The organism is Flavobacterium macacae, from assembly GCF_003865365.1.
Classification (GTDB): Bacteria; Bacteroidota; Bacteroidia; order Flavobacteriales; family Flavobacteriaceae; genus Flavobacterium; species Flavobacterium macacae.
The window spans coordinates 90,834-116,633 of sequence record NZ_RQVR01000002.1 but is presented as its reverse complement, the minus strand read 5'-3'; the positions used below and the strand labels follow the sequence as shown (position 1 = coordinate 116,633).

Here is a 25,800-nt window from a genome sequence, read left to right as displayed (position 1 = left end):
ATTTGCTAAGGAATAAGCCTTAATGTGTTATTATTATTATTATTATTATTTTATAGTGCGCTATAGCTGAGTGCTAGTAGCTAAATTTTTTTTAGATAATCGCAAGGATATCATCTTCTCTCATGATCAGATAATCTTTTCCTTCTAATTTTAATTCAGTTCCAGCATATTTTCCGTAAAGAACAGAATCACCCACTTTAACTGTCATATCGTGGTCTTTATTTCCGTTTCCAACAGCAACAACAGTTCCTTTTTGTGGTTTTTCTTTTGCAGTATCAGGAATGAAAATTCCAGAAGCCGTTTTTGTTTCTGCAGCAGCAGGTTCAACCAATACACGGTCTGAAAGGGGTTTAATATTTAAAGCCATAATTTTGAAATTTATGTTTATATGATTTTTTAAGTTTCCTTAAGGTAGTCAGAAATTGTGCCAATCAATGTTTATGACATTTTGGGCAAAAAAAAATGCCAACACGTCAGATGTTGGCATTTTTTATAAAAAGTTGTATGACTATTTTGCTGTATCAGCAGCAGTTGGTTGAACTGTTGCAGCAGGAGCATCCGTTGCAGGGGTAGTTGCAGCAGGAGCAGCTTCTGTTTTTGGAGCAGGAGCAGCATTTCTGTCAATAATTTTTGATCCATTATCTGCAAAAGTTCCAGTGAAGCTTAAACTAGACAATAATACCAAAATGATTAATACTGTCGCTAGCGTCCAAGTACTTTTATCAAGAAAGTCAGATGTTTTTTGAACACCACCAATTTGTCCACCACCACCACCAAGTGTTGATGATAAACCGCCTCCTTTAGGGTTTTGTACCATAATTACCACCACCAATAGAAAACATACTATCGCGATTAAAACCAAAAAAATTGTAAATGTGCTCATTTGTATTAATTATTGTTATTTTGTTGTAATAATTTTATATCTAAAATTCGGTCTGCAAAGAAATGATTTTTTTCTGGATATTTCAAAATTAATATTTCATAAGCTTGAATTGCTTTCAGATATTTTTTCTGTTCTAAGTAAACTTTGGCTAAAGTTTCCGTCATTAGATAAGAACTATCTTGTGAATTTCGCTCGGCAACTATTGAAATTGCTGGCATATTCTTGACCGGAGAAATTTTTGGGTTGTTTTCAATAAACTTATCAATCATGTCTGATTTTTTCTGTTTTTCTTCGTCAATTTCTACATTTACTTCAGGTTTTCCTTCTTTTAAAGAAGATTTTTCTCGGTCAATTGGCTTAAAACTTGACAATTGTAGCCATTCTTGAAACGAGTGGCGCTCATTGGTGGAAAATTCTAAAGGTTTTCCAATCTCTAATTTTTGCTCTAATTTTTCTTCAGAAGTACTTTTTTTATTTTCAGAAACCATTTCTAAATCGGATGCTATACTTTCTTTTTGAAGTTCTGGAGTCGCTTCTTTTATAGAAGAAATTATCGATTGTTCTAACGAATTTGTTTTTGGTTCTTCTTTTTCAATTTTTGAAGGTCTGACAATTTCAAATCCATCCACTAAAATTTCTTTGATTCGAGCTTCTTTTTCTTCAAAAAATGCTTTTTGAACCGCAGTGAAATTCTCCGAAGTAATAAATTCAAATAAAACGCTTCGGTCAGTAGTGTGCGCTGCGGTTAATTTTAGTTCTCCGTTGTATTTAAAACTATTCTGATTGTACAAATTTTTCAAGCGTAAAGCTCTGGCACTTTGAAAAAACGGAAATTCATCCACAATTTTTTCAAGCACAAAGGTATGCCTGTCGCCAATGGCGCTCGGATTATTTAATAAAGATGTAAATTCAGTTAAGTTCAAAATTTTGTTTTTAAATTACCATTTTGCCAAAGTATCGTTGAAAATATCTTGCGTGATTCTCAAGAAAATCACATCTAAAGCCGTCGCTAAAACGGATCCAACTGGCTGTGCATCTCCAGAATAATCATAGAAAAACGAATATCTTTTTTCTAAATCATCTTCTTCTTTGTTTGTATTTCTATAACGAAGCATCACTGAAATTGTAAGTCTGTTTTGTGCTGCTCTTTGATCAGCAGTTGCCGTCATTGGTGAAATTCTGTAATCGGTAATTTCTCCTTCATAAACCAAGTCGCCATCTGAATTTGTCAAGCTCAAATTGGTCTGATTCTGAATCAAATCTTGTAGAGCCAACGTGAAAGTTCGTTCAATTCCGGGTTCAATTAATTCCGCATTGTTTTGGAAATAATTTACTTGAAATGTTTTTGCATCTAGTTTTCCGGTTCCTGTGAAATTGTAAACCGAACAACTATTAAAGGTAAGCAAAACCAAAATGGCCGGAATAATATGTTTTATTTTTTTCATTTTTATAAGTCAAATATACTATAAATCAAACTGTTTTATCTTTCTGTACAATGTTCTTTCAGAAATTCCGAGCTCATCCGCGGCAGCTTTTCTTTTCCCCTTATTTTTTTCTAAGGATTTTTTGATCAGCTCAATTTCTTTTTCTTCCAATTTTAGAATTTCTTCTTCTTCAACGGTTTCTGCAAAAGTATAATTGTCATCCTGTTCTTCAAAATCTTCTTCTATTTTCTGCGGATTTGAAAGGTAAGAAACACGCGGTTGCTCTTCAAAATCTATTTCGCTGTCTTCTTGATTGTTGCTTCCGTAAATTTTTTGAATCAAGTTTTTATTGGTTTCTTGCACTTTTGAACTTCCGTTTTGCATCAGCTCCATCGTCAGTTTTTTCAAGTCGTTCAAGTCGCTTTTCATATCAAAAAGTACTTTGTACAGGATTTCTCTTTCCGTACTGAAATCGCTTTCACTCTTTTTGTCTTTGATAACCGAAGGCAAATTGCTTCCTTCCACAGGCAAATACGATTGTAAAGTAACTGCCGAAATATCTCTGTTAGTTTCTAAAACTGAAATCTGTTCGGCCACATTTCGCAACTGGCGAATGTTGCCACTCCAGCGAAATTTTAGCAAAAACTGAACCGCATTATCATCTAATTTAATAGGAGGCATTTTATATTTATGGGCAAAATCAGAAGCAAATTTTCTAAAAAGCAAATGAATATCGTCTTTTCTATCGCGAAGCGGAGGCAATGGAATGTCAACCGTGCTCAAACGATAGTACAAATCTTCACGGAATTTTCCTTTTTCAATAGCCTCAAACATATTTACGTTTGTTGCCGCAACGATTCGAACATCCGTTTTTTGAACTTGCGAAGAACCTACTTTGATAAATTCGCCATTTTCTAAAACACGAAGTAAACGAACTTGGGTTGTCAAAGGCAATTCTCCCACTTCATCCAAGAAAATCGTGCCGCCATCGGCTACTTCAAAATAACCTTCACGTGTGGAAGTTGCGCCTGTAAAAGCACCTTTTTCGTGTCCGAAAAGCTCACTGTCAATCGTTCCTTCCGGAATGGCACCACAGTTTACAGCAATGTATTTTCCGTGTTTTCGATGCGAGAGCGAATGGATGATCTTTGGAACACTTTCTTTTCCGACACCACTTTCTCCCACCACCAAAACCGAAATATCTGTTGGGGCAACTTGAATTGCTTTTTCGATTGCGCGATTGAGTTTCGGGTCGTTACCGATAATTTCAAAACGCTGTTTTATGGCTTGAACTGATTCCATATATTTTTTGTTGTTTTTGTTTAAGACTTGAAGTCAAACATTTCGTGAACTTTAAACCTTAAACTTTAAACTTTTTTTAATTCATATCCGAATATCCCACAACTTCACCAATCAAAGTGCCACTCGTGCAACTGTTGATTTTTACGTTTACGAATTCTCCGATTTTATAATCTTCTCGTGGAAAAACCACCGTAATACTTTGTGAATTTCTTCCAGAGAATTGTTCCTTAGATTTTTTAGACGTCTTTTCGATCAAAACTTCCACCGTTTTTCCGATGAATTCTTCGCTTCTGAACCAACTGTGCTTTTGCTGTAAATCCACAATTTCCTGCAGTCTTCTGGCTTTTGTTTCTTCGGGAACATCGTCTTCCATTTTTCTTCCCGCCAAGGTTCCTGGTCGTTCCGAATAGGAATACATGTATCCAAAATTGTATTTTACAAATTCCATCAAACTCAAGGTATCTTGATGATCTTCTTCTGTTTCTGTCGGAAAACCAGCAATCATATCTTGCGAAATACTGCAATCAGGAATAATCGTTCTGATTTTTGTAATCAAGTCGAAATATTCAGCTCGCGTGTGCAAACGGTTCATTTCTTTCAAGATTCTGTCGCTTCCCGATTGTACCGGAAGGTGAATGTGTTTGCAGATATTTGGGTATTTTGCAATAATGTGCAACACACTTTCGTGCATATCTTGTGGATTGGATGTCGAAAAACGAACCCTCATTTTTGGGAAAGTCGTCGCTACCATTTCCAATAAATTATCAAAATTAACGGCTGTCGCTTTTTGCATATCCGATGCTTTTTCGAAATCTTTTTTCAAGCCACCGCCATACCATAAATAACTGTCTACGTTTTGACCCAAAAGTGTAATTTCTCTATACCCTTGGTTCCAAAGGTTGGTGATTTCGGTCATAATACTTTGCGGTTCACGGCTTCTTTCGCGACCGCGCGTGAACGGAACTACGCAAAACGTACACATATTATCGCATCCTCTTGTGATGGAAACTAGCGCTGTAATTCCGTTTGAATTCAATCGAACCGGAGAAATATCGCCATAGGTTTCATCTTTCGATAAAATCACATTGATGGCGTCGTTACCCGATTCAACTTCAGCAAGAAGATTCGGCAAATCTTTATACGCATCTGGACCTACAACAAGGTCTACGATTTTTTCTTCTTCCAGAAATTGGCTCTTCAAACGTTCTGCCATACAGCCCAAAACCCCGACTTTCATCTTTGGATTGATGCGCTTTACTGCATTGTATTTTTCCAGGCGTTTTCTAATAGTCTGTTCAGCTTTGTCGCGGATGGAGCACGTGTTGACCAAAACCAAATCGGCTTCTTCTAAAATTTGAGTGGTGTTGAAACCATTTTCAGATAAGATGGAAGCTACCACTTCACTGTCTGAAAAATTCATCGCACAGCCATAACTCTCTATAAAAAGTTTTTTGGTATTCTCTTTTTTTTGTTCTAAAACAAGACTTTCGCCTTGTTTGTTCTCTTCAATTGTCTTTTCCATACGTCTTCCTTCAGCGGAATTTATTCAATTCGCAAATATAGGATAAATTCTATTGATATGACAAGATGGCAGGGTGAGATTTAACGTTTTATGATAAAGATTTCAAGATTTTGAAGTGCGCTGGTTTAAGTGAAGCAGGGTGGTTTGGAAATTTACTCTTATATATAGGGTAATTTTTCTTGATAATAATGGTTGCGAACCTTCCAAAGAGGGGGTGGTTTATTAAGATAAACCCGATAGGAGGGAAAAGCCTTTTAGTCTCGCTTCTTTAGCGGACAAAAAGCTTTGGAAGGAGAGCGGGAAAACGGACGGCTAAGATGCCTGAAGTTTTGCTTCTGGAAAGGACGGATTTCACATTGGTTCAGAGTGCTGAAAATCAACAAATTTCAATTTAAAAAAATCTTAAAACGCAATATTTAAAAAATTCACATACTTTTGTCGCAGAAATAAAAGCATTATGGCAAAGAATTTAGTGATAGTAGAGTCACCAGCAAAGGCAAAAACGATAGAGAAATTTTTAGGTAGCGATTACCAGGTGGAGTCCAGTTATGGTCACATTGCCGATTTGCCGTCTAAGGAAATCGGGGTGGATGTATTAAATGGATTTAAACCTAAATATGAAGTTTCTCCAGATAAAAAAGCCTTGGTAACAAAACTAAAAGGACTAGCGAAAAAAGCCGAAATGGTTTGGTTGGCAAGTGATGAGGACCGCGAGGGAGAGGCTATTTCTTGGCACTTGGCGGAAGAATTGAATTTGAAGCCTGAAAATACAAAACGAATTGTTTTTCACGAGATTACTAAAACAGCGATATTAAAAGCGATTGAAAATCCGAGAGCTATTAATTATGACTTGGTAAACGCTCAACAGGCGAGAAGAGTTTTGGATCGATTGGTGGGTTATGAGCTTTCTCCGGTTTTGTGGCGCAAGATCAAAGGCGGTTTATCGGCAGGAAGAGTACAGTCGGTTTCGGTGCGGTTGATTGTGGAACGCGAGAGAGAAATCCAGAATTTTAATGCGGTTGCCTCATATTCGGTTGTAGCTGAATTTGCTAACGAAGCGGGAAAAACATTCAAGGCAAAATTGCCAAAGAATTTTAATACGAAGAAAGAAGCCGAAGATTTTTTAAATAAAAATATCGGGTCTATATATAAGGTAGCGGATTTGGAAACAAAACCGACCAAAAAATCACCTGCAGCGCCATTTACGACTTCTACGTTACAACAGGAAGCGGCGCGTAAATTGTATCTTCCGGTTGGAATCACGATGCAGTTGGCACAGCGTTTATATGAAGCCGGTTTGATTACCTACATGAGAACGGATAGCGTGAACCTTTCAAATGATGCGATGAACGCGGCGGAAGCTGAAATCATTAAGTCATACGGCAAAGAATTTTCGAAGCCCAGAACTTTCACGACGAAAAGCAAAGGAGCTCAAGAGGCGCACGAAGCGATCCGTCCGACAGATATGTCGCGCCACACTGTGAATATCGACAGAGACCAGGCAAGATTATATGATTTGATTTGGAAAAGAACGTTGGCTTCTCAAATGAGCGATGCACAATTGGAACGTACTAACGTGAAAATTGAAGCGAACAACCACAAGGAATTATTTGCCGCAACGGGAGAAGTGTTGCTTTTTGAAGGTTTCTTGAAAGTCTATTTGGAAGGAAATGACGACGATGACGAAGAGCAAGAAGGAATGTTGCCTGCAATGAAAGTCAATGAAAAATTGCAAAATAATTTCATTACAGCAACAGAAAGATACACAAGACCGCCAGCGAGATACACGGAAGCTTCTTTGGTGAAGAAATTAGAAGAATTGGGAATCGGCCGTCCGTCAACGTATGCACCGACGATTTCTACCATTATCAACAGAAATTATGTTGAAAAAGGAAATTTAGAAGGACAGGAAAGAAATTACACGCAGTTGACTTTGCAAGCTGGAAAACTTGGAGAGAAATTACTGAAAGAAAATACAGGTTCTGATAAAGGAAAATTGGTTCCGACAGATATCGGGACAATCGTTACTGATTTCTTGGTGAAAAACTTCGAAAAAATCTTGGATTATAATTTCACGGCAAAAGTGGAGCAAGATTTTGATGAGATTGCCGAAGGAAATGTGAACTGGGCAAAAATGATGCAGGAATTCTACGACCAGTTTCATCCGAATGTGAAAGATGTGGAAGCCAATGCGGAAAGAGAAAGTGGCGAACGAATTTTAGGAAAACATCCAGAATCTGGTAAAACGGTTTTAGTTCGTTTGGGAAAATTTGGAGCGATGGCTCAAATTGGCGATGCTGAAGATGAGGAAAAGAAATTTGCCAGCTTGCGTCCAGAACAAAATATTGGAACGATTACTTTAGAAGAAGCCTTGAATTTATTTTTGCTTCCAAAAGCATTGGGAACATATCAAGGAGAAGAAGTTGAAGTGAGTTTGGGACGTTTTGGCCCGTTCATTAGATTCGGGAAAGTGTTTGTTTCGCTTCCAAAAGGAGAAGAACCTTTGGATGTAGATTTCGAAAGAGCCAAAGTTTTAATTGATGAGAAAATCCAGGCTGATGCGCCAATTGCCGTTTATAAAGGGGAAGGTGTTCAAAAAGGAACGGGTCGTTTTGGTCCTTTTATCAAATGGAACGGCATTTTTATCAATGTTTCTAAAAAATATAATTTTGACAACCTTTCTCAAAGTGATATCGAAGAATTGATTGAAGATAAAATTCAGAAAAACATAGATAAAGTAATCCATAATTGGGAAGAAGAAGGTATTTTGGTCCAAAAAGCCCGTTGGGGAAGAAGTGAGATTACCAAAGGAAAAATCAAAATTGAATTGAGCAAAGAGGTTGATGCAACAAAATTGACGCTGGCAGAAGTTCAAGAAATGATTGAGAAAAAAGCGCCAGCGAAGAAAGCCGCGGCGAAAAAAACGACAGCAACTAAAAAACCAGCTGCCAAGAAAACAGCAGCAAAAAAGAAATAACATATGGAGTTTGATTTTCTATCGCCCTTAGATGATGAAACCTTACAATTTATAAACAGCCTTACTTCTCAAAATTTGGGAAGCAAGGTTGTTTTGCATACGGACAAAGATTTTCCTGACTTAAATAAGATCAAGCTCGCTATTATTGGCGTGAAGGAAAATCGCGGCGCGCACCTTGAAATTGAAAACACGAAGCTGAGCCATATCCGAAAGGAACTGTACAGCTTGTTTCCGGGCAACTGGGAAGCGTCTATCGCTGATTTAGGGAATATCTTGGCAGGAAACGACATTGAGGATACGTATTTTGCTTTGCGCAAAGTGGTGGCTTCTCTTTTGAAGATGAAAATTATTCCGATTGTCATTGGCGGTTCTCAAGATCTGACGTATCCGCTGTATCGCGCGTATGATGAATTGGAACAGATGGTGAATTTGGTTTCGATTGATAATAGGTTTGATTTTGGAGACGCAAGCAAGCCACTTTCTTCAAATTCATATCTAACCAAAATGATCGTTGAAGAGCCTAACAATCTTTTTAATTATAGTAATTTGGGCTACCAGACCTATTATAATTCGCAAGAAGAGATTGATTTGGTAGAAAAATTATTTTTTGATGCTTATCGACTGGGTGAAGTATCGAACAATATATCGATCGCAGAGCCTGTTTTTAGGGATGCTGACATTGTAAGTGTAGATTTAACATCAGTAAAATCTTGTGATTCGGGTAATTTTATTACATTTACGCCCAACGGATTTAACGGTAAAGAGATATGTTCTTTATCAAGATATGCCGGAATAAGCGATAAAGTTTCAATATTTGGGATTTTTAATCATAATAATTCAAAGCAAGAAGCTGTTTTGATTGCCCAGATTATTTGGTATTTTATCGAAGGGTTTCATTATCGTTCCGATGAATATCCATTTGGAAGCAGGGAAAGCTATTTGAAATATATTGTTCCGCTGGAGGATGAAGAATTGGTATTCTTCAAAAGCAACAAAACAGATCGTTGGTGGATTGAAATACCGTTTATTTCAAATGTTAATAATAAACTAAAAAGAAATACGTTATTACCATGTACACACGATGATTATTTGGGAGCTTGTTCAAGCGAAATCCCTGAGAGATGGTGGAAAGCACAGAGAAAAAACATAATTTAATATGCGTACCTATTATTTTTTAACATAGTCTTAATAGAATGTTACAGTTTGTTTAAGAAAAATTAGTAAAAAAATTGTTTTTTAGAAAAATAATAAATAGGTTTACGCCCTTAAAAAATACGAATATATCATAACCCAAATTTATATGAAGAAGTTCATTGCATTTGCAGCATTAGCATCAATATTGTCAAGCTGTGGTTCGAGCGATAAAGGGGAACTAGTAGGTGTTAAAGGCCGAAAATGGCATCCGGAGAAACCGTATGGTATGACTTTGGTTCCAGGTGGCGCTTTTATTATGGGTAAATCGGATGACGATTTAGCTAACGTACAAGATGCTCCAACAAAAACAGTTACTGTTCGTTCCTTTTATATGGATGAAACTGAAATTACAAATAGCGAGTACAAGAAATTCGTGAAATGGGTGAAAGATTCAACTGTTAGGATGCGTTTGGCTATCATGGCTGAAGAAATGGGCCAGACTGCTGGAAGTGGTGGAATTGGTGATTTTGCATTTGATGATACTGATCCGGCAACAATGTCTCCTTATGACAAATATATGTATGAGAATTACTATAGCTTAGGAAGTGGTGATGATCCGTATGCTGGAAGAAAATTGAATAATAAAATCAAATTGATTACAGATCCACAAAAGTATCCTGATGAGTATTATGTTGAGGTGATGGATTCAATGTATTTGCCGGCTGCAGAATCTTATAATGGTTTGAGAACTATTGATGTTTCTAAATTAAAATTCAGATATTCTGAAGCTAATTTACATGAAGCTGTAAAAACAAAAGGCAGAAAGGATTTTTACAAAAAAACGGAGCCTATTGCCATCTATCCTGATACGACAGTTTGGATTAAAGATTTTGCTTACTCTTACAATGAGCCAATGCATAATGATTATTTATGGCACCAGGCTTATGATGAATATCCTGTTGTAGGTGTGACTTGGAAACAAGCAAAAGCTTTTTGTGCTTGGAGAACGCTTTATAAGAATGCTTACTTGAAAAAGAAAAAAGGCAGAAACCAGATTAACTCTTTCCGTCTTCCAACAGAAGCAGAATGGGAGTATGCTGCAAGAGGTGGTTTAGAATCAGGAACTTTCCCATGGGGTGGTCCTTATGCTAAAAACGACAGAGGATGTTTCTTGGCGAACTTTAAACCAAACAGAGGAGATTACGCAGCAGATGGAGCTTTATATACAGTGGAAGCGAAATCATACGATCCAAACGATTATAACTTATATAATATGTCAGGAAACGTAGCAGAGTGGACAAACTCTTCTTATGATGCAGGTTCTTATGAATTTGTTTCAACAATGAACCCAAATGTGCCAGATGCTAAAAATCAAAGAAAAGTGATTCGCGGTGGTTCTTGGAAAGATGTTGCTTATTTCTTGCAAGTAAGTACAAGAGATTTTGAATACGCAGATTCTGCAAGAAGCTTTATCGGTTTCAGAACTGTTCAAGATTACATGGGAACACAAAATACAGGTAACGCACCTCGATAAAAATTTAACCAACTTTATATTTATTTATATTACTATTTACTTAACTAACTAAAAACTATTTTTTATTATGGCAATTTTAAGCAAAAAAGCAATGAATTTCGCTTACGGTATGGGAGCAGCAGTTGTAATCCTTGGAGCATTATTCAAAATTACACACATTGAGATTGGTCCGCTTACAGGAAACTTGATGCTTACAATTGGTCTTGTTGTTGAGGCGTTAATTTTCGCTTTATCTGCATTTGAACCAGTTGACAATGAAATCGATTGGACATTGGTTTATCCAGAATTAGCGGGTGGAGAAGCTAAAAAGAAAGAAATTAAAAAAGAAAACCCAACAGAAGCTCAAGGTTTATTATCTCAAAAATTAGACAACTTGTTGAAAGATGCTAAAATTGATGGTGAATTAATGGCTAGCTTAGGGAATTCTATCAAAAACTTCGAAGGAGCTGCAAAAAACATGGCGCCAACTGTGGATGCTATTGCTTCTCAAAGAAAATATGCTGACGAAATGACAAGTGCTGCAACTTCACTTGAAACGTTGAACAGCCTTTACAAAGTACAACTAGAAAGTGCTTCTAGAAATGCTGAGGCTAACAAAGAAATTGCTGATAACGCAACTAAATTAAAAGAACAAATGCAATCTATGACTGCAAACATTGCTTCATTGAACAATGTTTATGGTGGTATGCTTTCTGCAATGAGTAACAAAGGATAATTAGTTTAAAACTATATTTTCATTTTAATAAAATAAAACTAAACTAATTAGAAAAAATGGCAGGAGGAAAATTAACCCCTAGACAGAAGATGATTAACCTGATGTATCTGGTTTTCATTGCGATGTTAGCATTAAATATGTCCAAAGAAGTTTTATCTGCTTTTGGATTGATGAATGAAAAGTTAGAGGCTTCAAATACTGATGCAACTACAAGAAACAAGGCTTTTATGGATGGTCTTGCTGAAAAAGTAAAAGAAAATGATAAGCAATATGGTCCTTTAAAAGCGAATGCTGATAAAGTAAAAGTATTAGCTGATGATCTTAATTCTTACTTAGAAGGATTGAAACAACAGATGTTAAAAACTGTTGACAACCCAAAGGATTATGAAGTAATGGATAAAGGGGATTTTCTTGACGGTAAATTCTTTGTAGGAGATAAAGTTTCTAAAGAAGGAGAAGTGTTTTTAGCTAAAATTGCTGCTTTTAGAGATGGAGTTGCGACTTTGGTTCCTAATGTTGCTACTTCAGTAAAATCTAAATTTGCTACAGCACCTGTAAAAAATAGAGATGGAGTTTCAATTGACTGGTTAGATTATCACTATAAAGGATTTCCTTTAGTTGCTTCTCTTACGAAATTAACTCAATTACAGGCAGATGTTAAAACTACAGAATCGGAAGTTTTAGGTAACATGCTACAAGGGAATTTAGCTTCTCAGGTTTCTATGAAGAATTATGAAGCTATTGTAGTTTTAGATAAAAATGCATATTTCCAAGGTGAAAAAGTTACAGGTAAAGTTGTTCTTGGTCGCTATGATGCAAACACAAAACCAACTGGTTTTAAAGGGCCTGGAAGTATTGAAAACGGACAAGCGGTGATTAATATGACTGCTGGTAATGTTGGAGAGCAAAAGATTGCTGGTCAATTTACTTTTATGGAAGATGGTAAAGAAGTGCCACTTCCTTTTAATGGAACTTACGTTGTAGTGCCTCGTCCAAATTCAGCTACCATTTCTGCTGATAAAATGAACGTTGTTTACCGTGGTGTAGCAAATCCAATGACAATTTCATTCGCAGGTGTGCCTACTAGTGATGTTAAGGCAAATGCTCCAGGATTATCTGGAGGTGCTGGTGGTAAATACATGATGAATCCAGGTGCTGGTCGTGAAGTTGTTATCAATGTTTCGGCTAAAATGTCGGATGGAAAGACGGCGAACGACAAAAAAGTATTTAGAATTAAAAATATCCCAGGACCAACAGGTGCTTTAAGAGGAAGAGAAACAGGTACTATCAAAGGACCTAAATCGAACTTAGAAGTACAAACAGTTAATGCTATTCTTGAAGATTTTGATTTTGATGTTAATCTTGATGTAGTTGGATTTAATATCAAAGTTCCAGGACAGCCAACAATTGTGGTATCTGGTAACAAATTAGATGGACGTGCTAAAGCAGCTGTTCAAAAAGCAACAAGAGGTGACGTTGTTATCTTTTCTGAGATCAAAACGAAGCTTGTAGGTAGCCCAATTATGTTGCCTAAAACAGCTCCAGTTGCTTACGAAATACAATAATTATTTAAAGTTTGAGTTTTAACTTAACAAACTAATAAATTACAAAAAAATGAATTGGAGAAATTTTTCATTAATAGTAACATTAAGCTTAGTTTCTAGTGTAACTTTTGCACAATCTAATCTTTTAAATGCGAAGACTCCTGAAGAAATCGGGAAGAAAACAGAAGCACAATTAAACGCTGACAATGACAAACCGTTGCCTTATGGATACGTTCACGATCGTGATATCCTTTTAGGAAAAACGGTGTGGGAATTTGTTGATCTTGATGAAAGAATCAATTTCCCAATGTATTTTCCAGTTGAAGGGAATTTAGGTCCAGATAGAAAATCACTCTATGCTGTTTTAATCGAAAACATGAAGTCTGGTAAAATTAGTGAAGTTTATGACGACAGTTATTTTACTACAAAAAAGACGTTGAAAGATATTGAATCTTCGTTGTCTAAGATTGATACTTCTGATGCAGGTAGAGAGCAGTATAATGCAGGTGAAAAAATTGGCGAAGAGTACATTGTAAGAACAGACATCGAACCTATTGATGTTATGGGATACAAAATTAAAGGATATTGGTATTTTGACAAACGTCAAGGTGAATTGAAATATCGTTTGCTAGGTCTTTGTCCTGTTGTTCCAGATGTTTATACAAAAGGAAGTGAAGAAGAAGATCCAATTGAATTATTTTGGGTTTATTTCCCATCTGCAAGAGAAGTTCTTCATAGTGCTTTAGCATTCAATGACAGAAACTCTGCAATGGCTGTAACGTTTGATCACTTGTTAAATGCACGTCGCTTTAGCGGTACAATTTATCAAGAAGAAAATGTTATGGGAGACAGAAAAATTGAAGACTATTTGAAAGATAACGCGCAAATGCAGTTATTAGAATCTGAAAGAGTTAAAGATAAAATCCGCAACTTCGAACAAGATATGTGGAATTATTAATAAAAAATTTCTCCAATACAAATCAACTCTTGCCTTAATTGGCAAGAGTTTTTTTATTTTTGCACTATGGTAGATTATTTAATTGTCGGATGCGGTTTGGCCGGAATTGCTTTTGCAGAAACAGCTTTACAAAATGGCAAATCCATTTTTGTTTTTGATAATAATTCACAGCAGTCTTCACGCGTTGCCGGAGGATTATACAATCCGGTTATTTTAAAGCGATTCAGTGAGGTTTGGAAAGCGCAAGAGCAAATTACTTTGCTGGATGCTTTTTATGGAAAATTAGAGCAGAAATTAAATTCGAAATTTGATTTCAAAATTCCAATTTATAGAAAATTATTTTCTGTGGAAGAACAAAATAATTGGTTCCAGGCTACAGATAAATTAGGTCTTTCGCCTTTTCTTTCGACCAAATTGATTTCAAAAAAATACAACGGAATCGATTCGCCCTACAATTTTGGTGAAGTTTTACAAACGGGTTATGTAGACACGGAAGCTCTGCTCAATGCTTATCAAGATTATCTAAAGACAGCAAATCTTCTTTCAGAAAGCGCTTTTGATTATAATGATTTTATTTCTAATGGCGAGTTTGTGCAATACCAAGGTATTAAAGCAAGACACATTATTTTTGCGGAAGGTTTCGGGATGGTTTCAAATCCGTTTTTTGGACATCTTCCTTTAGACGGAACAAAAGGCGAACTGCTGATTATTAAAGCTCCCGATTTGAATTTGGATGTGGTGGTAAAAACTTCCGTTTTTATTCTTCCTTTGGGAAATGATCTGTATAAAGTGGGGGCTACTTACAACTGGAAAGACAAAACAAATTTGCCAACGGAAGAAGGAAAGCAGGAACTGCTTGAAAATTTAAAAGAAATCCTGCATTCTGATTTTGAAATTATAGAACATTTGGCAGGAGTTCGGCCAACGGTAAAAGACAGAAGGCCCATGATTGGAACGCATCCAAAGCATCAAAACGTACATCTTTTAAACGGTTTGGGAACAAGAGGCGTGATGCTTGCTCCCGCAATGGCCTTAAATTTATTTGATAAAATTGAAAACGGAAAACCTCTTGATTTTGAAATCGATATCAAAAGATTTAAAAAAGTGCAGTGGTAATTATTTTTTGACAGCGTTTTTGTCATAATGGACGAAAATATTGATCCAGATATTTCTTGAAACGCGCATAATTATCGGCATAAAAACAATCAAGGCTCCAATAATTGCAATAAAGGCTGTTTTTAAATCGGTTTTAAACATAAGATAGGAAATAACAAATGCGGCTACGCCAAAAGCAATTCCTACACCATAACTAACATACATGGCGCCAAAAAAGAAGGAAGGTTCAATTTTATATTTCAAGCCACAATGACTGCATTTTTCGTGCATTTCAAAAATCCGAGAGAGATTATAAGCGTTTTTGGACAAATACATACTCTCATTCTGGCATTTAGGACAAGTTCCTGTTAAAATGCTATATAATTTGGATCCTTTTTTTAACATTTGCAAAAAATTTGTTTTTACTTTTTTTAAGTAAACAAATTTACAATAATATTGAGGTTTAATATCTTTAAATCTTACAATCTTTTAATCAATTTTAAATGCTGAATATACATAATTTGTCAGTTTCTTTTGGAGGAACGTATCTTTTTGAAGAAGTAACCTTTCGATTAGGAGCTGGCGACAGAGTGGGACTTGTTGGAAAAAATGGAGCTGGAAAATCAACAATGCTAAAAATATTAGCTAAAGATTTCGCTCCTGATTCTGGAGTTATTTCTCAAGAAAAAGAAGTTAGGATGGGTTTCCTTCGTCAAGATATTGATTTTGAACAAGGAAGAACCGTGCTCGAAGAAGCGTATGAAGCTTTTGTGGATATTAAAATTGTAGAGAAAAAATTGGCAGAAATCAATCACCAGTTGGTTACAAGAACCGATTATGAAAGTGAAGAATATAGCCAGATTATTGAAGATTTATCTGATTACACACACCGTTTTGAATTATTAGGAGGGTATAATTATGTGGGCGATACCGAGAAAATCCTTCTTGGATTGGGTTTCAAGAGAGATGTTTTTAACAACCAGACAGAAACTTTTTCGGGTGGATGGAGGATGCGTATCGAATTGGCAAAATTATTATTGCAGGCGAACGACGTTTTGTTGCTGGATGAGCCTACGAATCACTTGGATATCGAAAGTATCATTTGGTTGGAAAGCTTTTTGCGCAACTATCCTGGCGTAGTTGTAATTGTATCGCACGATAAAATGTTTTTGGACAATGTGACCAATAGAACGATCGAAATTTCTCTTGGAAAAGCATACGATTTTAACAAGCCTTATTCTGAATACCTATTGTTGCGTCATGAAATTCGTGAAAAACAATTGGCTACGCAGAAAAACCAAGCGAAGAAAATTGAAGAAACAGAAAAACTGATTGAAAAGTTTCGTGCCAAAGCTTCAAAAGCATCGATGGCACAGTCGCTTATCAAAAAGTTGGACAAAGTTGAACGCATTGAAGTTGACGAAGACGATAATTCAGTGATGAATATTTCGTTTCCGCTTTCAAAAGAACCGGGAAGAGTGGTTGTGGAAGCAGAAAATGTGACCAAAAGCTACGGTGATAAAACCATTTTGAAAGACATTTCGCTTTTAGTAGAACGTGGAAGCAAAATTGCTTTCGTTGGACAAAATGGACAAGGGAAATCTACGTTTATCAAAGCCATTGTCAATGAATTTGAATTTGAGGGAAATATCAAATTGGGCCATAACGTGCAATTGGGGTATTTTGCCCAAAATCAAGCCGAATATTTAGACGGAGAAATTACGTTATTGCGAACCATGGAAGACGCAGCGACAGACACCAATCGCTCAAAAGTACGCGATATGTTGGGTTCTTTCTTGTTCAGGGGCGATGATGTTGAAAAGAAAGTAAAAGTGCTTTCTGGAGGCGAAAGAAACCGTTTGGCGCTTTGCAAATTGCTTTTACAGCCAATCAACGTTTTGGTAATGGATGAGCCGACGAACCACTTAGATATCAAATCTAAAAATGTTTTGAAAGCGGCTTTGCAAAAATATGAAGGAACGCTTCTTTTGGTTTCTCACGACAGGGATTTTCTTCAGGGAATGTCCAATATCGTTTATGAATTCAAAGACCAAAAGATCAAAGAATATTTGGGAGACGTCAACTACTTTTTAGAACAGCGCAATCTTGAAAACATGCGTGAAGTGGAAAAGAAAGATGCGATTAAAAATAGCGCTCCAAAAGAGAACAAATCACTTTCTTATGAAGAACAAAAGAAAGGAAAAGCGCTTCAAAATAAGTTGAGCAAAGTGGAAAGCCAAATTAAGCAATTGGAGAATGATATCCAAAGAGACGATAAACTTTTAGCTTCTGAATATGACAAACACATTGAAGACGCTTCATTTTTTACGGCGTATAACAAAAAGAAAAAAGATTTAGACAATCTTCTGGAAGAATGGGAAGCTGTTCAACTCGAAATTGAAAATGCATAAAACCAAAAGACAGGCCATTCAGCCTGTCTTTTTTTTGTGGTTTTCAGAAACTATTCCAATGCGTTCTGAATGTTCCATCGCGTCTTTACTTTCCTTGAAATAACAAGTATCGACGCCCATACTTTCCATATTGGCTAAAGCGTCAATTGCTTTTTGTTTTTTGTGTTTACCGGTTTGGCGAATGTAAACCGCTTTTACCGTTACTGGAAAAATTTTGCAGATATCTTCATATAGAAAAGGATCATGCTGTGAATCATCGCCCATTAAAACATATTTTAAATGCGGATAAAATTCAAGTATATGTTTGATCTTTTCAAACTTATGGTCGTGGTCGCCACGTCCGGTCAAAAAGAAATCGGTCAAGCTTGTTTTAATATCTTTCAGCAATAAGACCGCTTTTGGAAGTTCGTGCAACTCGGCAAATTTGGTAATAAATCGATACAGGTTCCATTCACTGCTCGACACATAAAAGAAAGCATTTTTTTCAGAATCACTTTCCCTTCCGGCAGAACTCAGCGCTTGATAGTGTGGCACTACATCTTCAAAAATCTTGCGGTCGTTTACATTTCGAAAAAGCAAAATGTATAATTTCTTAAAAGCATTCCGCGTATGCGAAACCAAAAAAGTGTCGTCAATATCTGAAATGAAACCCAAATCACCATCGTGCGGACGAATGTAGCTTCCCTTTGCCACGATTTCTTCTTCCTCGTGAAAAAGGCTCACCTTGTACTCGTTCCAGCCATACGCCAAATCCCGATTCAGCGGAATACAAAATTTAAAATAACCGTCATCAAGGGTTTTTGTATGGATTTTCAAACCGTTATGTTCTAAATATATGGAAGCATTTTTCTGGGTTTTAATTCGAAACATTCTAATAACAGACTTTGCATTTCTCAAATTTTTTTTTTCAAAATTGTATTCTTCTTTCGTCGTCGGCTTAAAAACGTGGCCCATCACAATCAACTCCTGGTCGTTGGCATAACCTCGATATAATTTTAAAATTGGCTTCATAAAATATCTTATATTTATATAACGTTACAACAAATTACAAAAATTATAGCAATAAGAAAAATATGAGCTCGCAAAAGAATTTTATCTTGGTGGTAAACCCTATTTCGGGAGATGTCGATAAGACTGAAATCACTGAGATTGCCTCAGGTTTTGCCGAAAGCCAAGACGTCAATCTGATTATTTTTGAAACAACTGGAAATAATGATGAAGTAGCAATCCAGAAATTGCAGGAAAAAAATAAGGCCGAAAGAATTATTGTAGTTGGTGGCGACGGCACAATTAAAATGGTGGCAGAAGCAATGAAAGACCACGAAGTCATTCTCGGGATCATTCCGGGTGGCTCTGCAAACGGACTTTCAGTGGATCTGAATCTGCCCAGCGAAATCGAAGAAAACCTGATAATCGCTTTCCAAAACGATTATATGGAAATGGATATGATTTCCATAAACGGCAAAAAAAGCATGCATTTAAGCGACATCGGGATCAATGCTGAATTGGTAAAAAACTATGAAAACAGCAATGTTCGTGGCAAATTAGGGTATGCGCTTCAAGCCATCAACACGCTGACCGGTTTGAAAGAACCGTTTCGTGCCAAAATCGAAACTAAAAATCGAACAGTTGAAACCGAAGCCAGAATGGTGGTTATCGCCAATTCTCAAAAATACGGAACCGGAGTTACCATCAATCCTCAAGGCGTGATGAACGACGGAAAATTTGAAATTGTCATCATAAAAAACCTTGATTTGATTGTTTTCGGCAAGATTCTTTCCGGCAATATGCCCATTGAAAGTGGCGATGTCGAAATCATTTCTACAGACAAAGCGACCATTACGACCAACGTTCCGGTCAGTTTTCAAATCGATGGTGAATACTGCGATGAAGTCACAAAATTAGAAGTCGAAATCCTTCCAAATCAAATGAAAATTGCCATTCCTTAAGTTTTTTTCGAAACCAAACAGGAGGCCTTTTTTAAATCATTTTCCTGCTCCATGAACTATCTTTTGTTCCGAACCCCGGAAACAAAAGGATAGTTTCCGGCATCAGGGTTAGACATTCAATCGTTCCGGTATTTTTTAAACATTTAAATAGATTGCCGAAAAACTAAACCTTAAACGGATTCCGTTCCTGCCATTCGGTTTTTGGCTCTAAATAATTAAAAATTTTATCTATTTTTCTATTGATCAAAGAATTGCTGTGCTGGATGTAGCCAAACATTTCCAGCGGTTTTGCCCCCACAGAACTTTTGATTTCCAAGGCGGTCCTGGCAAAAACAATTTCTTTAAAGCCTTGATTTATTGAATAGCCGATCATATCATACAGCATGTTCAGGTACAGCATTTTTTCTTTTTGAATCGTCTCGTCATAGCCCAAAAAATAGGTGTCCATTGATTCGCCGTTTTTAATCAAAGTATTAAATCCGACCAATTTATCGTCAATGAAATAGCCATAAAACAAGAACTTGTCTTGTAATACTTCTTTGAAAACGCTGAAGTGATTTTTTGCCAAAAAGAAAGTATTAAACGGAGCATTTTTTGCCACGTGAAAATACAGGGCATAAATGGTTTCTTCATATTTTAAGATCGCTTCCAGATCCATTTTTTGCTTGGTAATTCCTTCTGCTTTTTTTCGGGAACGCTTGAATTGGTCACGGTATTTTTTACTTAAATCGGCCACATAATCGCCAAAGGTTTTCCAGTTTTCTCTGATCTCAAAAACCATATTCGGTTGTGTTGAGAATTTGTAATGGTTTTCAAAGGTGACGTTTTTAAAACCAGCAATTTCTTGTGAAGTGAAATCTTTAAAAGAAGTCACATGAATTTTATGCCCTGTGTTCTTGAAGATTTCTTTCAATGCTTCCGAGGCTTTTTTTAATGATTTTAAAGCTTCCTGGCAATTGATATCTTCTGAAAAATGGTACGCATTTTGTCCTGTCAGCATATTGTTTCCGATGAAAAGAACGTGCGAACTGAAGTTTTTAAAAATAATATTCCGCACGGAAGCTTTCAAACATTTGTCGCGTTCTCCAAAAGACGCAAGCTTGTTCAAATCTAAAAACTGCGACAACGCAATTCCAACTAATTTTTCCTCCTTAAATAATCCGATGAAATGGCAGATCATATTTTCGGGTGAAGATTTTTCTAAAACGTGTAAGTAATTTTTAGAAAGAAAAATATTTTCCGTTGCCAGATCATCCCAGTTTTCTGGAAGCAAATCTGTTGTCGGGAAAATTTTAAAATGGAGTGTGTTTTTCAAAGGCTGATAAATAATAAATCCCGCCTTTTACAGCGAGATTTGAGTATATTAAATGGTTTTAAACCCATCCGCAAATCATTGAACCAATAACTGTCAAGCTCAAAATCCAATAACCGCCGTTGATTAAAATATATTTCCAAGATTTTCTTTCGAATAATCCGTTGATGGCAACTATTGGTAAAACGAAGAACAAACCGGTCATGCATCCGTGGAAAGCACCGTGTTTAAAGGTTCTGTAAGCTGTTCCATATTCTTCCATAAAGTTCACAAAAGATTCTGGTTGCACCACATCAGGAGCACCACCGCCTATCATTCCCATGGCTCCAAACTGGTGAATCACAATCGGCATCATCATAAATCCGATTAATAAGGAATAAATAAATGTCAATCCGAAGATTTTTAGCATATTTCCTTTGGCCAATTCCTCTTCGGTAAGTCCGGCTTCACGCATCCAAATGGTTCCGAAAACTTTTGGGTGGTACCAAATAAATCCAGCCAAAAGCGTGATGATTCCGCTGGCTAAAACAGGGTAAAAGTTAAATTCCATAATTGATTTTGTTTTAAGTTTGTTCAATCAAAGATAGAAAATTTTAACTTTCGTTTAAGAAATCAGGTTCGAAATCTAAAAAGAGGCCAAAGGTAAATTTCCAGCCAATTCCTTCAAATTAATTTCAGAAACTTTGGCTTGGTATTGCGCATTGCTGTTTCTCACTTTTGCATTGACATAATTCAGTTGGGCTTCTCTAAATTCTAACGGAGCGATGGTCCCAATTTTATATTTTGCCAAGGTAATATCTAAATTTTCTCGGGCAATTTCTTCGTTTTTAGCTTCCAATTTTGTCAATTGCAGATTTGTCAAATACGTTTGATACGCCGAAGCCAATTGCGAATAAAGCAATTGCGTTTGTTGTAGCACTAAAATGTTAGAATTCTCAACCTGGATCTTGGCAATTTTTTCATTTCGATTTTGTAATCCTCCGTTAAAAATAGGCATTGAAGCATTGAATCCATACGTCAAGCCTTGTCCGTTGGATTGTCTGGCAAAGCCCAAAGACGATTCACTACTCGTAAAATTATAGCCTGAAGAAATAGTAATAATCGGCAATCGCGAGGACTTCACCTGTTTTAATTGCAACTCCGTTATTCGTTTAGTAATAATCTGGGCCTGCAATTGCGGATTTTGTTTTTCTGCCAAAGCAATCAGCTCAGGAAGCAAAAGGCTTTCGTCAATTTTAAATTCACCCTCGACATCAAATGGGGTGTTGACTTCTCGGGCCAAAAGTTGGTTCAACAGAATTTTCGTATTGGCATACAATTCTTTTTGTCTTAATAAATTGGTCGTATCCGTATTAATATCCACTTGTGCATTCAGAACTTCCAGCTTCGCAGCTTTGCCAATTTTATATCGGTTATCCGCTGTTGTGACTCTCAAATCAGAAATAACAATGGCGGTATCCAAAGCTTGTAATTGCTGTTTTTGCTGCACCAAATCATAGTACGTGCTAATCACATCAGAAACTTTTGTGAAAATAGTCAGTTTCATTTCGGCATCTCCTAGCTTTTCCAATTCTTTCAGTTGGTCGTATCTCGCAAACATTCTAAATCCGTCGAAAATGGTCCAGTTTAGTGCGACTCCATACGAAAGATTCATGTTTTTTGCACCGTCAAGATCTCTGATCGAACCATCTTGTTGCGTTTGTTTTGTATCTAAAATAGAACTGTTTTCTGTGACAACAGCGTTTAAGGTCGGCAATATTCCGGCATTTGCAAGGCTTACATTCTGCTGGTCAATTTTTAAATCGTTGGATGCAATTTTTATTTCATAATTGTTTTCCAATGCAATTTTCACGGCATCTTCTACGCTCAAAAATTCTTGTGCATTTGCCGAAATAGCAAACCCAAATAAAAGTAAAAATTGGAAAAAGAGTCTTTGTTTCATAAAATTATTCTTTTTCATATTGTTCGATATTATCAAATTCTGGTCGGTGTTTCTTTTCCCTTGACCACATAAAATAGATGGCAGGAATCACAAATAAGGTTAAAACTAATGAAAATAAAGTTCCTCCCACAATGACAACACCCATACCAATTCTGCTGGTTGAAGCTGCGCCAAGCGACATTGCAATTGGCAGAGCGCCCAAGGCAATTGCCAAACTGGTCATTAAAATAGGACGCAGTCGGTCTTCAGAAGCTTCTAAGATAGCTTCCAATTTTGTCCTTCCTTGTTCGCGAAGCTGGTTGGCAAATTCCACAATCAGAATTCCGTTTTTGGTGACCAGCCCGATCAGCATGATGGTTCCGATTTGGCTGAAGATATTCCAAGTCTGTCCGAATAGCCAAAGTGAAAATAAAGCTCCGGCAACCGCCATCGGAACAGTCAAAATAATAATAAAAGGATCAATAAAACTTTCAAATTGTGCCGCCAAAATCAAATAAATTAGAAGCAAAGCCAATCCAAATGCAAAAGCCGTATTGGAGTTGCTCTCCACGAAATCTCGTGATTCTCCACCTAAATCTGTGGTAAAAGTTTCGTCTAAAACTTTAGTTTTGATGCGCTCCATGGCTTCAATTCCGTCGCTGATGCTCTTTCCTGGAGCCAATCCGGCCGAAACCGTGGCCGACATATACCTGTTGTTATGGTACAATTGTGGCGGACTGCTTTGTTCCTCTATTTCCACAACATTATCCAATTGAATCAATTCTCCTGTCGCGCTTCTCACAAAAATAGATGTCAGGTCCATTGGTGCATCACGGTCTTTTTTATCAAATTGCCCCATCACTTGATATTGTTTTCCGTTCATCATGTAATATCCAAAACGTTGCCCGCTTAAAGATAATTGCAAGGTTTGGGCAATATCAATCACAGAAACGCCAAGACTTTGTGCTTTTTCCCTGTCAATTGTCACGTAAATTTCGGGCTTATTGAATTTTAAATTTACATCCGTGATTGCAAAAGTGGGATCTTGCGAAGCTTCGTCCATAAATTCAGGAATTTTCTCCTGCAATTTCTCAAAATTTTGCGCTTGGATAATGTATTGAATTGGCAAGCCACCGCGCCTGTTTACCGCAATTGTTGGCTGTTCTGAAACGGAAACTTTGGCTTCAGGATATTTTTTTGTGGCTTTTGTCAAGGCTTGTGCAATTTCTTTTTGTGAACGCTCCCTTTCGCCAGCTTCCACCAAGGCAATTCGAGCACGGCCGCTATTTACAGAAGAAGAACCAAAACCAGGAGATGTTATGATCAAGCTCACTTTTTTCTCTGGAATCGAATCATTGATCATTTCTGAAAGTTCGGTCATAAAGCGGTCCATGTAGTCATACGAAGCGCCTTCTGGTGCTGTCACGTTTACGCCGATAAAACTTCGGTCGTCATAAGGCGCGGTTTCTTTTTGCAAGATGCTGAAAAATAAAGCGATCAAGCCAATGCATATAATTAAGATGGGGAAACTAAGCCATTTCTTTTTCATAAATTTGGCTAAAGCATTTCCGTATCCTGAATTTAATTTCAAGAAATAAGGCTCGCTCCAATTATAGAATTTTGATTTTTTCTGTTCGCCACCTTTCATTAAATAGGCATTCAACATCGGTGTTAAGGTCAAGGAAACAAAGGCAGAAATTAAAACGGCCGCTCCAATGACGACGCCAAATTCCCGGAACAGCCGCCCGACGAAACCTTCTAAGAAAATAACAGGTAAAAATACTGCGGCAAGTGTAATGGAAATAGAAATTACGGCAAAGAAAATTTCGTTAGAACCTTTAATCGCTGCTTCAATGGGTGACATTCCTTCTTCGACTTTTTTGAAAATATTTTCAGTAACAACGATTCCGTCATCAACCACCAATCCTGTAGCCAAAACGATTGCCAAAAGAGTCAAGACATTTATAGAAAATCCGAAAAGCCACATGATGAAAAATGTAGCAATTAGCGAAACCGGAATATCGATCAAGGGCCTGAAAGCGATGGCCCAGTTCCTGAAGAATAAATAAATAATTAAGACTACCAGAACGATGGCGATGAGCAATGTTTCTGCTACTTCATGGACTGCTTTTTTTACAAAAACAGTATTGTCAATGGCGATATTTAATTTGAAATCTTTTGGCAGATCTCTTTTTAAAAGATCATATTGAATGTAAAAAGCATCGGCAATATCAAGATAATTGGTTCCGGGTTGTGGAATAATAGCCATTCCGACCATTTCTTGGCCTGAATCGCTCATCTTCGTTTCTAAATTTTCAGCTTCCAAAGATGCATTTCCGATATCACTGAAACGTACAATTTTATCGCCTTGGGCAAGGATAATGATGTCGTTAAATTGTTTTTCGTTTGAAAGGTTTCCCAGTGTTTTTACGGTCAATTCGGTATTCGCACCCGTTAATTTTCCTGACGGGAGTTCCACATTTTGTGAAGCCAACGCATTTCTGACGTCAGAAACTGTCACGCCATACGAAGTCATTTTTACAGGATCAATCCACAAACGCATGGCATATTTTCGCTGTCCCCAAATTTGAACAGAACTCACCCCTGGAATCGTCTGCAAACGTTGCGCAATTACGTTGTCTGCATAATCTGAAAGTTCCAAGACATTTTTGCTGTCACTCTGGACCGTCATTGTGATGATTGGCTCTGAATCGGCATCGGCTTTTGAAACCACTGGTGGCGCGTCAATATCTTGGGGCAAGCTTCTTACGGCCTGGGAAACCTTGTCACGAACGTCATTCGCGGCTTCCTCAAGGTTTTTATCCAAATTAAATTCTATGGTAATATTACTGCTTCCCTGATTGCTTGACGAGGTTATATTTCGAATTCCGTCAATAGAATTGATTGCTTTTTCGAGCGGTTCCGTAATTTGGGATTCAATAATATCAGCATTTGCTCCGGCATAATTGGTTCGAACCGAAATCTGCGCGGGGTCAATCGATGGAAATTCTCGAACACCAAGATAAGTGTATCCGATAATGCCAAAAAGAATCAGCATCAGGTTCAAGACAATGGTCAGGACGGGTCTTTTTATACTTAAAGTTGATAAACTCATGTGG

The 25,800-nt window shown here is 36.9% G+C and carries 21 protein-coding genes; 9 read left to right on the top strand and 12 right to left on the bottom strand.

The window, feature by feature from the left end:
* Positions 1-91: 91 nt before the first annotated feature.
* The 6 genes from EG849_RS02280 to miaB form a co-directional block, all read right to left on the bottom strand.
* Positions 92-367, bottom strand: coding sequence for a co-chaperone GroES (locus EG849_RS02280; protein WP_125011468.1), 276 nt, complete (start codon positions 365-367; stop codon positions 92-94).
* A 141-nt stretch (positions 368-508) separates the two neighbouring features.
* Complete coding sequence (gene secG, locus EG849_RS02275; RefSeq protein WP_125011467.1) at positions 509-883, bottom strand: preprotein translocase subunit SecG; 375 nt, start codon at positions 881-883, stop codon at positions 509-511.
* 5 nt (positions 884-888) lie between these two features.
* Positions 889-1,806 (bottom strand): hypothetical protein, encoded by a 918-nt coding sequence (locus EG849_RS02270; protein ID WP_125011466.1) that lies wholly within the window; start codon positions 1,804-1,806, stop codon positions 889-891.
* A gap of 15 nt (positions 1,807-1,821) precedes the next feature.
* Positions 1,822-2,328, bottom strand: a complete 507-nt coding sequence (locus EG849_RS02265; protein WP_125011465.1) for an LptE family protein — start codon at positions 2,326-2,328, stop codon at positions 1,822-1,824.
* 18 nt (positions 2,329-2,346) lie between these two features.
* Positions 2,347-3,609 (bottom strand): sigma-54 interaction domain-containing protein, encoded by a 1,263-nt coding sequence (locus EG849_RS02260; protein WP_125011464.1) that lies wholly within the window; start codon positions 3,607-3,609, stop codon positions 2,347-2,349.
* Between the two features lie 76 nt (positions 3,610-3,685).
* Positions 3,686-5,131: a tRNA (N6-isopentenyl adenosine(37)-C2)-methylthiotransferase MiaB gene (miaB, locus tag EG849_RS02255; protein WP_125011463.1), complete on the bottom strand. Its 1,446-nt coding sequence runs from the start codon at positions 5,129-5,131 to the stop codon at positions 3,686-3,688.
* A 457-nt stretch (positions 5,132-5,588) separates the two neighbouring features.
* Between miaB and topA the strand changes: the two genes are divergently transcribed.
* The 7 genes from topA (at position 5,589) to EG849_RS02220 (ending at position 15,109) form a co-directional block, all read left to right on the top strand.
* A complete protein-coding gene (gene topA, locus EG849_RS02250) occupies positions 5,589-8,108 on the top strand; it encodes a type I DNA topoisomerase (RefSeq protein WP_125011462.1) in 2,520 nt (839 codons plus the stop codon).
* Between the two features lie 3 nt (positions 8,109-8,111).
* Positions 8,112-9,263 (top strand): formimidoylglutamase, encoded by a 1,152-nt coding sequence (locus tag EG849_RS02245; protein ID WP_125011461.1) that lies wholly within the window; start codon positions 8,112-8,114, stop codon positions 9,261-9,263.
* A 145-nt stretch (positions 9,264-9,408) separates the two neighbouring features.
* The gene (porK, locus tag EG849_RS02240) at positions 9,409-10,776 is read left to right on the top strand and encodes a T9SS ring complex lipoprotein PorK/GldK (RefSeq protein WP_125011460.1); all 1,368 of its coding nucleotides are present in this window, start codon (positions 9,409-9,411) and stop codon (positions 10,774-10,776) included.
* Between the two features lie 67 nt (positions 10,777-10,843).
* A complete protein-coding gene (gene porL, locus EG849_RS02235; RefSeq protein WP_125011459.1) occupies positions 10,844-11,491 on the top strand; it encodes a type IX secretion system motor protein PorL/GldL in 648 nt (215 codons plus the stop codon).
* A 56-nt stretch (positions 11,492-11,547) separates the two neighbouring features.
* Positions 11,548-13,056 carry a type IX secretion system motor protein PorM/GldM gene (porM, locus tag EG849_RS02230; protein WP_125011458.1) on the top strand — a complete coding sequence of 503 codons (1,509 nt, stop codon included), beginning with the start codon at positions 11,548-11,550 and terminating at the stop codon, positions 13,054-13,056.
* 49 nt (positions 13,057-13,105) lie between these two features.
* Positions 13,106-13,993 carry a type IX secretion system ring subunit PorN/GldN gene (gene porN / locus EG849_RS02225; RefSeq protein ID WP_125011457.1) on the top strand — a complete coding sequence of 296 codons (888 nt, stop codon included), beginning with the start codon at positions 13,106-13,108 and terminating at the stop codon, positions 13,991-13,993.
* A 66-nt stretch (positions 13,994-14,059) separates the two neighbouring features.
* Entirely contained in the window at positions 14,060-15,109 is a 1,050-nt protein-coding gene (locus tag EG849_RS02220; protein ID WP_125011456.1) for an NAD(P)/FAD-dependent oxidoreductase, read from the top strand.
* Here EG849_RS02220 and EG849_RS02215 read toward each other — a convergent pair whose 3' ends face one another.
* A complete protein-coding gene (locus EG849_RS02215) occupies positions 15,110-15,493 on the bottom strand; it encodes a DUF983 domain-containing protein (RefSeq protein ID WP_125011455.1) in 384 nt (127 codons plus the stop codon). It abuts the gene before it with no gap.
* 98 nt (positions 15,494-15,591) lie between these two features.
* On the opposite strand from EG849_RS02215, the gene EG849_RS02210 reads away from it, so the two are divergent.
* Positions 15,592-17,499 carry an ABC-F family ATP-binding cassette domain-containing protein gene (locus EG849_RS02210; RefSeq protein ID WP_125011454.1) on the top strand — a complete coding sequence of 636 codons (1,908 nt, stop codon included), beginning with the start codon at positions 15,592-15,594 and terminating at the stop codon, positions 17,497-17,499.
* An 18-nt stretch (positions 17,500-17,517) separates the two neighbouring features.
* Here the strand turns inward: EG849_RS02210 and EG849_RS02205 are convergent, their stop codons facing one another.
* Positions 17,518-18,510 carry an App1 family protein gene (locus tag EG849_RS02205; protein WP_125011453.1) on the bottom strand — a complete coding sequence of 331 codons (993 nt, stop codon included), beginning with the start codon at positions 18,508-18,510 and terminating at the stop codon, positions 17,518-17,520.
* Positions 18,511-18,572: 62 nt separating this feature from the next.
* On the opposite strand from EG849_RS02205, the gene EG849_RS02200 reads away from it, so the two are divergent.
* Complete coding sequence (locus EG849_RS02200; protein ID WP_125011452.1) at positions 18,573-19,448, top strand: diacylglycerol/lipid kinase family protein; 876 nt, start codon at positions 18,573-18,575, stop codon at positions 19,446-19,448.
* A 163-nt stretch (positions 19,449-19,611) separates the two neighbouring features.
* Here the strand turns inward: EG849_RS02200 and EG849_RS02195 are convergent, their stop codons facing one another.
* From EG849_RS02195 to EG849_RS02180, 4 genes are all read right to left on the bottom strand, one after another.
* On the bottom strand, positions 19,612-20,763 hold the full coding sequence (locus EG849_RS02195) for a peptidogalycan biosysnthesis protein (RefSeq protein WP_125011451.1): 1,152 nt from the start codon (positions 20,761-20,763) through the stop codon (positions 19,612-19,614).
* A 58-nt stretch (positions 20,764-20,821) separates the two neighbouring features.
* Complete coding sequence (locus tag EG849_RS02190; RefSeq protein WP_125011450.1) at positions 20,822-21,310, bottom strand: DUF1761 domain-containing protein; 489 nt, start codon at positions 21,308-21,310, stop codon at positions 20,822-20,824.
* A gap of 75 nt (positions 21,311-21,385) precedes the next feature.
* Complete coding sequence (locus EG849_RS02185) at positions 21,386-22,702, bottom strand: TolC family protein (protein ID WP_125011449.1); 1,317 nt, start codon at positions 22,700-22,702, stop codon at positions 21,386-21,388.
* 4 nt (positions 22,703-22,706) lie between these two features.
* Positions 22,707-25,796: an efflux RND transporter permease subunit gene (locus EG849_RS02180; RefSeq protein ID WP_125011448.1), complete on the bottom strand. Its 3,090-nt coding sequence runs from the start codon at positions 25,794-25,796 to the stop codon at positions 22,707-22,709.
* Positions 25,797-25,800 lie beyond the last annotated feature (4 nt).

Excerpts from the sequence above, each read along its gene's own strand:
- EG849_RS02215 (WP_125011455.1), bottom strand. The coding sequence starts at position 15,493 with ATGTTAAAAAAAGGATCCAAATTATATAGCATTTTAACAGGAACTTGT.
- porN (WP_125011457.1), top strand. The coding sequence starts at position 13,106 with ATGAATTGGAGAAATTTTTCATTAATAGTAACATTAAGCTTAGTTTCT.
- EG849_RS02205 (WP_125011453.1), bottom strand. The coding sequence starts at position 18,510 with ATGAAGCCAATTTTAAAATTATATCGAGGTTATGCCAACGACCAGGAG.
- EG849_RS02200 (WP_125011452.1), top strand. The coding sequence starts at position 18,573 with ATGAGCTCGCAAAAGAATTTTATCTTGGTGGTAAACCCTATTTCGGGA.
- EG849_RS02185 (WP_125011449.1), bottom strand. The coding sequence starts at position 22,702 with ATGAAACAAAGACTCTTTTTCCAATTTTTACTTTTATTTGGGTTTGCT.
- miaB (WP_125011463.1), bottom strand. The coding sequence starts at position 5,131 with ATGGAAAAGACAATTGAAGAGAACAAACAAGGCGAAAGTCTTGTTTTA.
- porK (WP_125011460.1), top strand. The coding sequence starts at position 9,409 with ATGAAGAAGTTCATTGCATTTGCAGCATTAGCATCAATATTGTCAAGC.
- porM (WP_125011458.1), top strand. The coding sequence starts at position 11,548 with ATGGCAGGAGGAAAATTAACCCCTAGACAGAAGATGATTAACCTGATG.
- EG849_RS02190 (WP_125011450.1), bottom strand. The coding sequence starts at position 21,310 with ATGGAATTTAACTTTTACCCTGTTTTAGCCAGCGGAATCATCACGCTT.
- EG849_RS02180 (WP_125011448.1), bottom strand. The coding sequence starts at position 25,796 with ATGAGTTTATCAACTTTAAGTATAAAAAGACCCGTCCTGACCATTGTC.
- EG849_RS02260 (WP_125011464.1), bottom strand. The coding sequence starts at position 3,609 with ATGGAATCAGTTCAAGCCATAAAACAGCGTTTTGAAATTATCGGTAAC.
- secG (WP_125011467.1), bottom strand. The coding sequence starts at position 883 with ATGAGCACATTTACAATTTTTTTGGTTTTAATCGCGATAGTATGTTTT.
- EG849_RS02220 (WP_125011456.1), top strand. The coding sequence starts at position 14,060 with ATGGTAGATTATTTAATTGTCGGATGCGGTTTGGCCGGAATTGCTTTT.
- topA (WP_125011462.1), top strand. The coding sequence starts at position 5,589 with ATGGCAAAGAATTTAGTGATAGTAGAGTCACCAGCAAAGGCAAAAACG.
- EG849_RS02245 (WP_125011461.1), top strand. The coding sequence starts at position 8,112 with ATGGAGTTTGATTTTCTATCGCCCTTAGATGATGAAACCTTACAATTT.
- EG849_RS02280 (WP_125011468.1), bottom strand. The coding sequence starts at position 367 with ATGGCTTTAAATATTAAACCCCTTTCAGACCGTGTATTGGTTGAACCT.
- EG849_RS02265 (WP_125011465.1), bottom strand. The coding sequence starts at position 2,328 with ATGAAAAAAATAAAACATATTATTCCGGCCATTTTGGTTTTGCTTACC.
- porL (WP_125011459.1), top strand. The coding sequence starts at position 10,844 with ATGGCAATTTTAAGCAAAAAAGCAATGAATTTCGCTTACGGTATGGGA.
- EG849_RS02210 (WP_125011454.1), top strand. The coding sequence starts at position 15,592 with ATGCTGAATATACATAATTTGTCAGTTTCTTTTGGAGGAACGTATCTT.